This window comes from Helicobacter sp. 13S00482-2 (assembly GCF_002272795.1).
In the GTDB taxonomy this organism is placed as follows: Bacteria; Campylobacterota; Campylobacteria; order Campylobacterales; family Helicobacteraceae; genus Helicobacter_J.
Map to the genome: position 1 here is coordinate 1 of NZ_MLAT01000027.1, position 11,883 is coordinate 11,883.

Annotated in this window: 21 protein-coding genes; 17 read left to right on the forward strand and 4 right to left on the reverse strand. The window is 34.0% G+C overall.

The window, feature by feature from the left end; all coding sequences use genetic code 11:
* Positions 1–319: 319 nt before the first annotated feature.
* Complete coding sequence (locus BKH42_RS08500; protein ID WP_095296184.1) at positions 320–907, reverse strand: hypothetical protein; 588 nt, start codon at positions 905–907, stop codon at positions 320–322.
* A gap of 86 nt (positions 908–993) precedes the next feature.
* Here BKH42_RS08500 and BKH42_RS08505 point away from each other — a divergent pair, with 86 nt between their 5' ends.
* On the forward strand, positions 994–3,387 hold the full coding sequence (locus tag BKH42_RS08505) for a phage tail tape measure protein (RefSeq protein WP_095296185.1): 2,394 nt from the start codon (positions 994–996) through the stop codon (positions 3,385–3,387).
* A 7-nt stretch (positions 3,388–3,394) separates the two neighbouring features.
* On the opposite strand, the gene BKH42_RS09560 is transcribed toward BKH42_RS08505, so the two are convergent.
* On the reverse strand, positions 3,395–3,625 hold the full coding sequence (locus BKH42_RS09560; RefSeq protein WP_180674028.1) for a hypothetical protein: 231 nt from the start codon (positions 3,623–3,625) through the stop codon (positions 3,395–3,397).
* Between the two features lie 84 nt (positions 3,626–3,709).
* Between BKH42_RS09560 and BKH42_RS09565 the strand changes: the two genes are divergently transcribed.
* The gene (locus tag BKH42_RS09565) at positions 3,710–3,853 is read left to right on the forward strand and encodes a hypothetical protein (protein WP_180674029.1); all 144 of its coding nucleotides are present in this window, start codon (positions 3,710–3,712) and stop codon (positions 3,851–3,853) included.
* Here BKH42_RS09565 and BKH42_RS08515 read toward each other — a convergent pair.
* A complete protein-coding gene (locus tag BKH42_RS08515; RefSeq protein ID WP_143428600.1) occupies positions 3,850–4,539 on the reverse strand; it encodes a hypothetical protein in 690 nt (229 codons plus the stop codon). The two genes, BKH42_RS09565 and BKH42_RS08515, sit on opposite strands and share 4 nt — an antisense overlap.
* A 71-nt stretch (positions 4,540–4,610) precedes the next feature.
* On the opposite strand from BKH42_RS08515, the gene BKH42_RS08520 reads away from it, so the two are divergent.
* The 3 genes from BKH42_RS08520 to BKH42_RS08530 are packed head-to-tail and all read left to right on the forward strand — an operon-like array spanning position 4,611 to position 6,079.
* Positions 4,611–5,135 (forward strand): hypothetical protein, encoded by a 525-nt coding sequence (locus tag BKH42_RS08520; RefSeq protein ID WP_095296188.1) that lies wholly within the window; start codon positions 4,611–4,613, stop codon positions 5,133–5,135.
* A 9-nt stretch (positions 5,136–5,144) separates the two neighbouring features.
* Entirely contained in the window at positions 5,145–5,684 is a 540-nt protein-coding gene (locus tag BKH42_RS08525; protein ID WP_095296189.1) for a hypothetical protein, read from the forward strand.
* Entirely contained in the window at positions 5,681–6,079 is a 399-nt protein-coding gene (locus BKH42_RS08530) for a phage terminase large subunit family protein (RefSeq protein WP_095296190.1), read from the forward strand. Before BKH42_RS08525 ends, BKH42_RS08530 begins: the two co-directional genes overlap by 4 nt.
* A gap of 111 nt (positions 6,080–6,190) precedes the next feature.
* On the opposite strand, the gene BKH42_RS08535 is transcribed toward BKH42_RS08530, so the two are convergent.
* The gene (locus tag BKH42_RS08535; RefSeq protein WP_095296191.1) at positions 6,191–6,583 is read right to left on the reverse strand and encodes a hypothetical protein; all 393 of its coding nucleotides are present in this window, start codon (positions 6,581–6,583) and stop codon (positions 6,191–6,193) included.
* 251 nt (positions 6,584–6,834) lie between these two features.
* On the opposite strand from BKH42_RS08535, the gene BKH42_RS08540 reads away from it, so the two are divergent.
* The 12 genes from BKH42_RS08540 to BKH42_RS08590 all read left to right on the forward strand — a co-directional run.
* On the forward strand, positions 6,835–7,131 hold the full coding sequence (locus BKH42_RS08540; protein WP_095296192.1) for a hypothetical protein: 297 nt from the start codon (positions 6,835–6,837) through the stop codon (positions 7,129–7,131).
* Positions 7,121–7,384, forward strand: coding sequence for a hypothetical protein (locus BKH42_RS08545; RefSeq protein ID WP_095296193.1), 264 nt, complete (start codon positions 7,121–7,123; stop codon positions 7,382–7,384). The genes BKH42_RS08540 and BKH42_RS08545 overlap by 11 nt, the downstream gene beginning before the upstream one ends.
* A complete protein-coding gene (locus tag BKH42_RS08550) occupies positions 7,374–7,631 on the forward strand; it encodes a hypothetical protein (protein ID WP_095296194.1) in 258 nt (85 codons plus the stop codon). The genes BKH42_RS08545 and BKH42_RS08550 overlap by 11 nt, the downstream gene beginning before the upstream one ends.
* Positions 7,615–7,866, forward strand: coding sequence for a helix-turn-helix domain-containing protein (locus BKH42_RS08555; protein WP_095296195.1), 252 nt, complete (start codon positions 7,615–7,617; stop codon positions 7,864–7,866). The genes BKH42_RS08550 and BKH42_RS08555 overlap by 17 nt, the downstream gene beginning before the upstream one ends.
* Positions 7,866–8,066: a hypothetical protein gene (locus BKH42_RS08560; RefSeq protein ID WP_095296196.1), complete on the forward strand. Its 201-nt coding sequence runs from the start codon at positions 7,866–7,868 to the stop codon at positions 8,064–8,066. Before BKH42_RS08555 ends, BKH42_RS08560 begins: the two co-directional genes overlap by 1 nt.
* The gene (locus tag BKH42_RS08565) at positions 8,057–8,320 is read left to right on the forward strand and encodes a hypothetical protein (RefSeq protein WP_095296197.1); all 264 of its coding nucleotides are present in this window, start codon (positions 8,057–8,059) and stop codon (positions 8,318–8,320) included. The genes BKH42_RS08560 and BKH42_RS08565 overlap by 10 nt, the downstream gene beginning before the upstream one ends.
* A 10-nt stretch (positions 8,321–8,330) precedes the next feature.
* Positions 8,331–9,275 carry a hypothetical protein gene (locus BKH42_RS08570; protein WP_095296198.1) on the forward strand — a complete coding sequence of 315 codons (945 nt, stop codon included), beginning with the start codon at positions 8,331–8,333 and terminating at the stop codon, positions 9,273–9,275.
* Positions 9,276–9,302: 27 nt separating this feature from the next.
* Complete coding sequence (locus BKH42_RS08575) at positions 9,303–9,536, forward strand: sigma factor-like helix-turn-helix DNA-binding protein (protein WP_095296199.1); 234 nt, start codon at positions 9,303–9,305, stop codon at positions 9,534–9,536.
* Positions 9,537–9,928: 392 nt separating this feature from the next.
* Positions 9,929–10,174 (forward strand): transcriptional regulator, encoded by a 246-nt coding sequence (locus BKH42_RS08580; RefSeq protein ID WP_095296200.1) that lies wholly within the window; start codon positions 9,929–9,931, stop codon positions 10,172–10,174.
* Positions 10,175–10,393: 219 nt separating this feature from the next.
* Entirely contained in the window at positions 10,394–10,588 is a 195-nt protein-coding gene (locus tag BKH42_RS09570; RefSeq protein ID WP_180674030.1) for a hypothetical protein, read from the forward strand.
* A 698-nt stretch (positions 10,589–11,286) separates the two neighbouring features.
* The gene (locus BKH42_RS08585; RefSeq protein ID WP_095296201.1) at positions 11,287–11,487 is read left to right on the forward strand and encodes an Arm DNA-binding domain-containing protein; all 201 of its coding nucleotides are present in this window, start codon (positions 11,287–11,289) and stop codon (positions 11,485–11,487) included.
* Between the two features lie 59 nt (positions 11,488–11,546).
* On the forward strand, positions 11,547–11,883 hold a 337-nt coding region (locus BKH42_RS08590), incomplete at its 3' end, for a hypothetical protein (RefSeq protein ID WP_143428602.1).

Consider the following 11,883-nt stretch of genomic DNA (forward strand, 5'->3'; position numbering starts at 1 on the left):
ATCGTGATACCAATAGACACCACAGGCACCATACACCAAAACCACAAGGGCATCACTCACTCCTAAATATTCAATCTATGAATATTTTACATCGTTTGTTTAAAAAAATCAACACCAAAACCACAATAAAGGATAAACAATGGGCTTAAAATCAGATCTAACAGTTAATCTAGGAGCAGAATTTTCAGAGATCACTAAAGGTATCAGGATTTTCAGTAGAAAAATAGGAGAGAGCCTAAGTGATAGCATTGCTAAAGGAATATCAAACCCGATCAATAAATTCAAAGATTTATTTGAAGCTTTTTTTGGGTGGTTAAGGTCAATTGGGGTCAAGAAATATGCCATTGTTATCAGAACTATCAAGCCCACACATTTCCATAAACCCTCTGAGAAAGGTCATAACCAAGAGAGTAAAAATAACACCGAAAAACGTATATACACCAGAAAAACCCATAAAATCACCTCCATAGTGACCACCAGACAAACCAAATATAATCATAGACAAGAAAAGCAAGAAAGCTGGAAAAGGGAGAGCGAAAAACATCAGGATATTGTAAATGTGAATGAAAAATCTTGCTACAGGTCCTTTTTTTCCTTTTTCCTTTTCCATTTTAGCTTCAATTTTCTTTTCCATTTTAGCTTCAAACTTTTCAAAATGCATAAGCCAGTAAGGTTTTTCATTCAACATTTCCTGAGCACGTTTTTCCTCCAATGCTTGTTGATTTGCTTGTCTTTTGGCTTTAAAATCTACTTTCAATTTATCCTGCTCATTCTTAAAAGCATTGGTGTCGTTTTTAATCTCTTCACGGAGTTTATTCATCTCTTCACTACGATCGTATTTCAGCCTTATGAATATCGTGATACCAATAGACACCACAGGCACCATACACCAAAACCACAAGGGCATCACTCACTCCTAAATATTCAATCTATGAATATTTTACATCGTTTGTTTAAAAAAATCAACACCAAAACCACAATAAAGGATAAACAATGGGCTTAAAATCAGATCTAACACTTAATCTAGGAGCAGAATTTTCAGAGATCACTAAAGGCATCAGGATTTTCAGTAGAAAAATAGGAGAGAGTCTAAGTGATAGCATTGCCAAAGGAATATCAAACCCGATCAATAAATTCAAAGGAGAATTAGTAAAACTCAAAGTTTCCTTCAGTGTTCCTGCAGGTCAATTCAAAAAAGTTGATGAAATGGGTAAAAGAATCAGCGATGCTACGCACGTAAAACCAGAATTGGATTTAAAACGAGCCAATAAACAGCTATCAAATCTTAGAGGTCAAATACTAGGGACCTATTCCACATTTATCTCTAAGCCCGTATCCGCAAGTATAGACTTCAACAATGCCATCAATGAAATCAATCGTTTTGCTGATCTATCCACCAAAGAACTCTCCATTCTCAAAAAAGACATCTGGAGTTTAGGTAAAAACAATGGAGTGGGCATAAATGATATACTCAAAACCACAGAACTAAGTGCCCAGCTAGGAGTAGGTAAAGAAGAGCTAAAGTCCTTCACACAATTAGCTCTCAATCTTCAAGTAGGACTAAAACTAGGAGTGGAGGAATCCGTTGCCTCTATCTCTAAAATCTCCAAAGCCTTTAGCCTCAATACGAAAGATTTATCTATCTTTTCTGATGAGGTGAGTGCTATGGCTAAAGCCACTAAAACATCAGCAAAAGCCATACTAGAAGTGACCAACTCCACTCTAGCAGGGGCAAAAGCCTTTGGACTCTCAGCAAAACAAACTTCTGCCCTCAGTGCGTCTTTCCTATCTGTGGGGTTAGACTCTTCTGAAGCTAGTAGCTCGATTAATAAATTCTTCACAGAACTCAATAACATCGATAATGCCTCCGAAGGTTTTAAAAACTCATTAGCCAAAATGGGAATCGATGCACAGCAACTAAAAGAGGATATTCAAGACAACCCACAAGAAGCCATCAAAAATCTATTCAATGACTTAAATGATCTAGATGATGAGGAGAGATTTGGAGTTATCTCAGAGCTATTTGGCAAAAAGATGGCAAATAACATCAACTCCGCTAAAGATGGAGTGAAAGCCTTTGATAGAGCACTAGAGGCAACCAAAGACTCTAGTGGGGCATTACAAAAGGCAGTGGATAGAGTCGCAGGAGATGGGTTTGGAGATTTAGTCATCTCTCTAGGAAGTGCATTTAAACATTTAGGAGCGAGTATTGGAGATGGCTTTGTACCTACGTTGAATTTTTTTGGTAATTGGCTAAAAACTGCAGTTGAAGGACTTAGTAATCTATTAGATAATCACAAATGGCTAGGAGTAAGCATTGCTATTAGCTTTGGAATATTTGGTATTGCTAAAGGCATAGGTCTTTTGATAACAAGCTTTAAAACATTTAGCACACTTGTATTTTACCCTTTCCAATTCCAAAATCTATGGAGATCTTTAGCTATCAGTGATACGAGATTTAAAATTTCTACTATGATGGCTAATCTTTACAATAGAAGTCTAGCAGGTATAAAATGGGGACTGACAGGAATAAAAAACGGCTTAGCAAATGCTTTATTTTCTTTGATAACTTTTGATTTTGGGCTCTTTAAGCACAATACTTTAATGAAACTATCAAGCCTAAGAACTTTTAGTTTTAAAAATGCTTTATTTTCTTTAGCTCCATCTTTAAAACAAGCAGGAGGAGGAATGTTATTACTAGGAAGAATCATCAAGGGAGTTTTGACAGGTATTAGAATTGCCCTTATTTCTACAGGAATTGGGGCTATATTTGTAGGCTTAGGAGTAATATTAACAGGGGTAGCATACTTAGCTCATAGATATTGGAAACCGCTTAAGGCTTTTTTTGGTGGTTTTTTTGAAGGAATAAGCCAGGCACTTGCTCCAATGAAAGAGGCCTTTAGTAATCTATGGACTTCTATAAAAACAGCCTTTTCTCCTTTAGTCTCATTATTCACTAAAATATTTGGAGAGGTGAATAACACACAAGAAGAACTAGGAGAGTTTGCAGAGGCAGGACTTGGTTTTGGTAAGGTTGTTGGCACCATTATTGGTATCATAGCTAAACCTTTTGAATATGTTATAAGACTTATTAGTTTGATTTTTGAAGGCATAGGGAAGGTCACTAGTTGGATAGCAAGTTTTTTTGACGGAGAGGATAAAAAGCTTGAAATGAATTCCACTAAGACCATCAAAGGCTCTCTAGATGAAACCCTAGCGAAGCAAAGCGAAAATAGAGCCAAAATGCTAAGTTCCATACAATCCAATCAAACCAATAATTCTAGAGAAATCAATGACTACAAAAACATCACCATCAATACCAATGCCTCTCCTAAAGAGATAGTCAGTGCTATTTCTAGCTATAGCTATGATGATGATAATTTATAAAGGAGATTTAACAATGAGATTGAAGTTTTTTTGTGAAATATTTAATTCCCCACCCACTGATAAGTCTGAAGATGACAGTGTAAAAGATAATAAAATATTCAATAGGTGTCATAGAGCTATAAGGGATATGATTATAAGGAAGGATAACAAGATAAATGAACAAGAGTATCCATATGGATATACTAGATATAATACGACCAAGTTTAAATTCAAACAAGAACACTTTTTGATACCACATCAACTCCCCTTTTTATTAATTGCCCTAAATATAGCACAAATTCAAAAAGAATTCAATAAAAATTAATCAACCAAAGGAGCCAAAATGCTAAGTTCTATACAATCCAATCAAACTGATAACTCAAGACAAATCAATGACTACAAAAACATCACCATCAATACCAATGCCTCTCCTAAAGAGATAGCTAGTGCTATTTCTAGCTATAGCTATGATGATGATAATTTTTAGGAGGCTGAAATGAGTTTTTTATACTTTCTAACTTTCATCAAAGAAAGTAAAACGATGGCAACGCCATATGCAACAAAAGAACTTATATCTGAACTTTTACTCTCAACCCTTATGCCAAAGTATGTGGATACTTCATCGTGTATCTCTATAGGAAAGATTTTAAATGCAAAAAAACTGAGTGCTACCCACCCTAGCCATAAAATCCCAGCTATAAGCCATAGTTTCCAAAAGGAAAGCTTATCAGCGTTAGTTTTAGGAGTGAATACATTGCTACTAGGATTGAATATGGCTTTTAGATGTTTGCGAACTTTCACCACACACGCAAAAATAGCCACCACGCACCACGCATTACCTTGCACACTATCAATCTTTTCTACAAGTCCAATAATAAGAAGAATCACCGCAATTATCAAAACACTGAGCCAAATATCTAGCATCAATAAAGGATGTTTGATTGCTTTTGTTTGGGTGATTGGAGTATCACAATGATATTTTTCAGAGAGCTTTTTAATAAAGTGATGAGCAAGGAATTTGCAAATAACAAACAAGCAAACCATCAAAAAAAGATAGATCAAAAAATGATGACGATGATAAATAGTAGAAATGAGTGCACATAGGAGAGTAAATAAAATGAGATTACACAAGCAAGAACAAAACGCTAAGAAGAAGAATAAGGTTTTATTCATCATTTATCCCCTGTTAAATTTACAGGAAAATATAGCATAACCTAAAAAATTAATCAACCAAAGGAGCCAAAATGACAAAAAACATCTTCAATACAAAAGTTAAAGACGCAAGAGAAGAACTAGAAAACGAACTCAAAAAGCAAAAAGAAAAGCAAAAAGAGCTAGAGTCCAAACCACAAGAAGCCAAGCAAGATGTCTTTAAAAAATACAAGAACACCATTATTAAAGATACGCTTATCAAAATAGATAACTTTTCTTTCAAAGTCTCTCAAAACATTGAGTCCATCACCACTACTTTAAATGTGGGAATCAAGAAGATAGAGACCATCAGAAAACCCATCTATCAAGCAATTGGAGGCAATGAAGAAAGCATTAGTTTTGATGCGAGAATCCTCATCTCTGAACTCTCTGAATATGAAGGGTTTAAAGAATTGATAAAACAGGCCAAGCCCTTAAAACTTACCATTCTCTCAGAGCCCACCAAGCATATCCTCATACAAAGACTATCTGAATCTAAAAAGAACTGGGTACTCACTTCTATGCGGGGCATCAATTACTATACAAAAGAGTTATCCATCGAAGGCATCATCTTATAAGGAGGCAATTTGAATCTAGAAAAAGAACTCAGCAAGGCTATTGCTAAAAATCTAAATAAAACCATAGCTATATTGTCAAAAGAACAAAGCAAGATGGTAAAAGAAGAATTGGACATCTCGCTTAATAAAATCAAAAAAATGAGCAGGGTTAAAAAAGCCACTCCTTATAATTTACAAGCCTCCATCATCACATTGGATTCTCCCCTTAGCATCAAGCATTTCAAAAAAAGCAATCACAAGCAAGGGAAGAAAATCATCGGCGTGAAACTCAAACTCAACAAGAACACTCAAGTATTGCTAAAAGGACATTTTATCGCTAGGAACAAAGATAGGGGCGGGGAGTTTGTTGCCATCAGGGAGAACTCAAAAGAGGGCAAGAATGCAAATTTCAATTACAAAGCTTCAGCTAAAACATACCCAAGCTATAGCGGATACACGAAGCTATTATATCCACTCAGCAAAAAGAGCATCTTGCAAGTAGCTAAAAGCAAAAGCGAAGCCTTGCACAAAAGAGCAAAAGAAATTTTTAGCAAGGAACTAGAGTTATGATCTCCTTACTCAAAGAAGTTTTTAGCAATGCTATCTTTATCAAGCCAACTCTGACTTTATCGCAGTGGAGCAACACCTATCGTGTCCTCTCTCAGGAATCCTCCGCCCTTTTTGGTAAGTTTCAAGCCCTAAGCTATCAAATTGAGCCAATGAATGCCATCTCTAATCCTGATATTAGGGAAGTGGTACTAATGTGGGGGGCACAGCTTGGCAAATCAGAGATTTTAAATAACACCATCGGCTATTATATCCATCAAAACCCTAGCCCGATACTCTTCTTGCTTCCTTCTGAAGATATGGCAGAGGATTATTCAAAGCGAAGATTAGCCCCGATGTTCAGAGACACCCCAGAACTAAATCAACTCATCAATTACTATCAAAGCAGAAAGTTTTGAGCCACCTAGCATCAAATTTGAAGAAAACGAACTCTATAACAGAAGAGAGAACTACACCCCCACCACCTTGCCTGATGAGGTGCTATTTATTACCTGTCTCAAACCTCTATATTATCCTTCTTCCAGAGCCTTAATAGCCAGTAGTTTTTCTTTTAATTCCATTCTTATCTTTGGAGTGGCGTAAGTTATTAATAATTCTACCAGTTCTCTTATGTTTTCGTCTATTGGAGGGAGTTTTGAGAGATTAATGTTATCATTGTTGATCGCACCTACTTGTTGGATTACATTATTATGGTTTCCTGTATGGGATACAGAGATATTTGATGGGGTAGGAACGTTAAGCATAATACACAAATCATACCTTAGACTCTTAGGAAAACCAGTTTTATACCAATTGGTTGCACTGCTCTCAGCTCGTCCTAATTTAACCGCTAATTCTTTTAGAGAATTAATACCAAACATTTTCTTAGCCTTTTCAAATAAAACCTTATCTTCATCTGTCATTTTTTACCTTTTTAATTGCGAAAAGCAAAAATAGTTCCATAATTTTATATGGTAATTTATTATAAAATAGTTTTTTATACTTGACTTTATGGTAAATTTTACTATATAATCATAAAAACCAACGAAGGTTTTTAAATCCAAAAAGGAGTCTAAATGATATATCAAGCATTAGTAAATATCGCCTTAATAGCCCTAATTTTCAGCATATGGGCTTTGCACAAACGTATCGAAAAACTAGAAAAGGAGAAAAAATGAGAATTGCGTATAGACCAACTAAAAAAATATTTAATGATTTTGGTAGTGCAAAAAAAATGTGTGAGAAAATGGACGTGACTTACAAGATGTACAATGACATTATAGGTAGGTATTACAATCACATAAAAAGTGAAAGAAAAATATTGACGATAAGACGACTCGTACAAGAAGGATATTTAAGAGAAGTCCAAGAAGTGGAGATTGAAGAAGAAGATAACGAAGAAATCACGTCTAAAAACAGGCAGTTTGATATGCTTAGAGGACTGCTAACAGGACACTACAATGAACACTGAGAGACTAAACGAACTAGAAAAATGTATCGTCTTACAAACGCAGTCCATACTCAAGATGCAGAAAAGCTTAGAGAAGATGGGAGAAGCGATGAGTGATGTGAGTTTTGACCTCAGTTTCGTAGAAGCGATGCTAAAAGTGATGCAAACTCACCTCAAGCATTTAGCAAAGCCACAAAAAGAACAGAGTGAAGAAGAGAATCAAGCACAGAGCGAAGATAACCAAAAAGAAAAGGAGGCAGTAAATGAACACTGAAGACCTAAAACATGTCAAAGAAACGATGGCATTGATGACCCAAAGCTTACATTATCATTCACAAGCCATCGCTAATATCAATAATGTCATCGCTAACAAGTTAGATGCCTTCGCGGATATAAACGCTTCTTTAGAGATTATCTATGCCACTATCAAGCGTATGCAAGGGCAAATCAAAAATCTAGAGAACACTCAAAACCATCTATTAGATGTTGCATCAGGAGTTAAACATGAATATGAACTATGAAAAGCAACTCATCAGTACTTACACTAAAGCCATCATTGATAAGTATGGCATCGTCATCAGACCGAAGGAGTTAGCAAACATACTCAATATGAGTGTGAAGACTATCTACAATGAAATCTCAGATAGCAAGGATTTGCCTAAATACACGATGCTAAAAGGTAAAAAAATCTATATGGCAAATGAAATAGCTAGATGGCTAGTGGAGAACTCGATGAGGTATGAAGGAGGGCACTAATGAAAACAATCATTAAATCCAATAAGCTTATCAAGGGGAGAAAAGCAGACTATAGCCCACTGTGGTTTTTTACCTGGCAAGGGAAAATCTATCAAAAACTAAAGTTTGATAAAGCCTATGAATTGGGTTTTAAATACCCTCTTGTAGATGTATTGGACACAAGCACCCATAGCTATTTTGAAAGCATCATATGGAATTAAAATACCCCTTGTGCAAAGTCTATCAAAACCATATAGCCAAAAACAACTATATGGGGGAATTCATACCGCTTTTTGAAACAGATAGTCTTGATACAGCCAAAAGCTCTATCAAATTTTCTCTCAATAATTTTTTGAAAATGAAGAGATTGTATCAAGGGTATTTTATTCTCATAGTAAAATTTGAGAAGATGACCTTGATGTTTGAAGCTACATTTAATAGAAAACATATCATAGATATGAATTTGATAGGCTAAAGACAAAACCTTGTCATACATCACAAAAACACTCAATGCAAAACAGGAATATTCTATTGGTATAGACTCCTGGCGTTTTGTGATAGCAAATGATTCTTTGAATGTGATGTTAAAAAAACTAGATTTGCATAAAAAAATAAGAAAAACAACTAGAAATAAACAAATCCACGAATATGCAACTCAAAAATTCAAATCTCAAAAAACAGACCATAAAAAACACCCCCTCAATATAAAATATATCAATTTAAAGCGTGGTAACAAATCCATTTCCAATACGATTTTAATCTTAGAGAATTCAAAAGCTTGTTTTGAATACGCACATAAAAATAAAAAATCTTATAGCCATTATGTTGAGGTTATCTTCGCAGGGTTTCATCAGCCTAGCAAAGATATTGATAGTTTGTCTTTGAAGATTCTAAAGGCTTTTTTGAAACGTTTCAAAGTCTATAGCATAGATTTAGCAGGAGATTTTAACTGGAATCATAGTGTCAATAATGCCAACAAAGCCCTCCTAGCAAAAGCAGTGGAAAAATACATACAAGGCGATGGAAATATCAGAAATGAAGGCAGTTCGCTCTATGTAAATGCCACCAAAACAAACCATCATCTCTGTAAAATCCTTCTTTATGACAAATATAAAAAACAAACCGAGTATCACAAAGAAAATATCCACCCCCATCTACGTGAATGGAAACGCTTAGAAATCACTTTGGGCATCAAAAAGAGGTTTTTTAAATGGATAGAAGATGATGAGGTAAATGATGGCATCTCGTTGCTCAATGACATCACCTTAAAACTAGGGGGTAGGGGCATTATAGGGCTTAGTGTTGAGGTACTATCTAAACAAATTCAAAAGCTAAAAGACTTACGGCGTGGCATTTATTTCCCTGCGTGGGCAAAGATACCTAAGAAGGAGAAAAACAAGCCCAAAACCCGCAAGGAATATCAATTTTAGTTAAAATACGTAGAAAAAGGAGAAAAAATGAGTAATGAGCAAAACCTCATCAAAAAAACCGCTAAAGACTTAGGTATGACTTACAAAGAGCTAGGCGAGGCGATAGGGGTTAGCGAGGGTAGAATCAGACAATTAGCAGTTTCAGAGGTCGGAGAACAGGCACAAAAGGCTTGTTTAATGCTTCTGAAAATCAATGAATTAGAATCAAAATTATCAAAACAAGATGAACTAAAAAGCCTTCTTAAGGAGTTTTTGTCATAAATCATAACAAAAAAATATGATTTTATATATAAATTATGATAAAAACCTTGACATTTGTTATGATTTAATATATAATTATGTCATAAAAGTTATAAATCATAACTTTTAAATCCAAAAAGGAGGTATCAAATGCTAAAGTTCCTAAAGATTTTAGTTTTGGTGATTCAGTTGATTTACTGGATTTTAAAAATCAAATCCCTTCTTTAAGAGGGATACCCCCGATAACGGGGCAACTAAAATAACTTTAGATTTGATACCTAGTCCATTATAACACAAGGAGAAAAAATGGAAACTTTAATTTTAGCCATCGCAGTGGGTTTATTGACCTTATATGTTTTTTTACTTGAAAGAAAGCTAAATAAACGCATAGAGAGACTAGAAAAGGAGAAAAAATGAGTAAAGAACAAAACCTCATCAAAAAAACCGCTAAAGACTTAGGTATGACTTACAAAGAGCTAGGCGAGGCGATAGGGTATAGTGGGGATAGCTTGAATAATATGGCTTCAAAGGCTAATTCAACCATCAGCAATCAAATCAAAAAAGCGATTGAAATGTATCTTGAAAATTTGGAGCTGAAAAAGAGGCTGGGTGATTATGAGATTCTAAAAAGTGCCCTTAAAAACATTGTAAAAGAGTAATTTTAAACCATTTAGAATTATAAAATATGGTTTTATAACGAAAATTAATTATAAAAATATTGACAATCATAATTAATTATTGTATAATTGTCTCATAAAAACAATTTAGAGTTGTTTTTAAATCCAAAAAGGAGAGACATAAAATGGAAACGATAGTTTTGATTACCGCAATTATCAATCTAATAACTTCCTTGATAGTTTTGATAAAAAACATCAGAGATGAATTTCCAGATCCAATTATTGCTTGGACTTATTATTGAAGACCATGATGCAAATCTAGAAATTGGAGAAAGTTGTTATAAAAATCATCTCAAAGGCATTGTAACACTTTTACAAGCTCAAAATTTTGTTATCAATGGCTTTATCAGATTTGTGGAAACTGGTGATCCTCATCAATGGACTTTAGAGATTTAAGAATTACTAGCAGGTAAGATTATCCTTTCTTTACCTGTTTTTATCTATTGCAGTCAATCTTCCTAAATCTTCACTCAATTTCTTAATCTTAGCAAAACCAAAAATATAAAAATTCACTAGAAATACACAATCATTAGAGATGTTTTTTCACTAAAAAATAGAAGAGATTTTTAGTTATTTTTAGATACTTAATCTAAAAATAAAATGGGGACAGCTAAAAATTAGAATCCCACAAAATAGGTAGTTTTATAGGTATGGTGGAGAAACAAATATTCGATTTTATCTAAAATATACCTCTGAAATCCCGTAAGATACCGTATTTGAGGCGTATTGGGGACAGATTGGGGACGATTTTTAGAATAAATCCTAAAATAGCTAATTGTACGGATTAAAAAACGAATCCCGCCGAGGACACCATCACAACTTTCCTTTTCTATTCAATCATAGTGTATTATCTCCTATTAATTACCCCAAATCTCATAAATAACAACGCTGATTAACTATTTTCTAATATTTTCATTGCATTTCATAGTATATTGCATACTAATCATAGTATATTGTAGTCAATAAAAAATGGTTACAAAAACGGACACAAAAATGGCTATAATTTTATAGCTTCTTTTTTTGTAACCACTTTTATAGTTGATCCCCAAATTAAAGAAGTCTTGTGTTGTTTTGATTTTTTAAAAAGGCTAGAAATGACAGAACTTGAAATTAAAAATGCTAAACCAAAACAAAAAGACTATTTTTTATCAGACATAAAAGGGCTACGCTTATTGGTTCATCATTTAGGTTATAAGTATTGGCAATACAGATACACCCATCAAAAACGAAGAAAATTAATCAATCTGGGTTCTTATCCTCAAATTTCATTGTTACAAGCAAGAAAAAAGCTTTAGAATATCAAGAACTTGTTTTTAACAATCAAGACCCACAATTTATCAAAAAACAAGAAGAAATGCTTTTAACATTTGATACACAAGCTCAAATTCATAGAATTTATGAGGAATGGTTTTTAAGGAAAAATGAAAAACTACAAAAAGGTGCAATACAAAGAATTAAAAGATTCTTTGAGGGGCATTTCCTTCCTTATTTTTCAAAATATGATAAAGATAGAAGCATTATTTCTTCTTTGAATATCAATGATGTTACTCATCGAGATGTCATTGATATTGTTATTAAATTTGAAAAAACAAGCAGTCCTGATTCAGCCAGAAGAGCATTTTGGCTTATTAGGGACTTTTGGAGATATGCCTTTAATATAGGTTTATTAAAAGCTAATCCTCTATCTGATA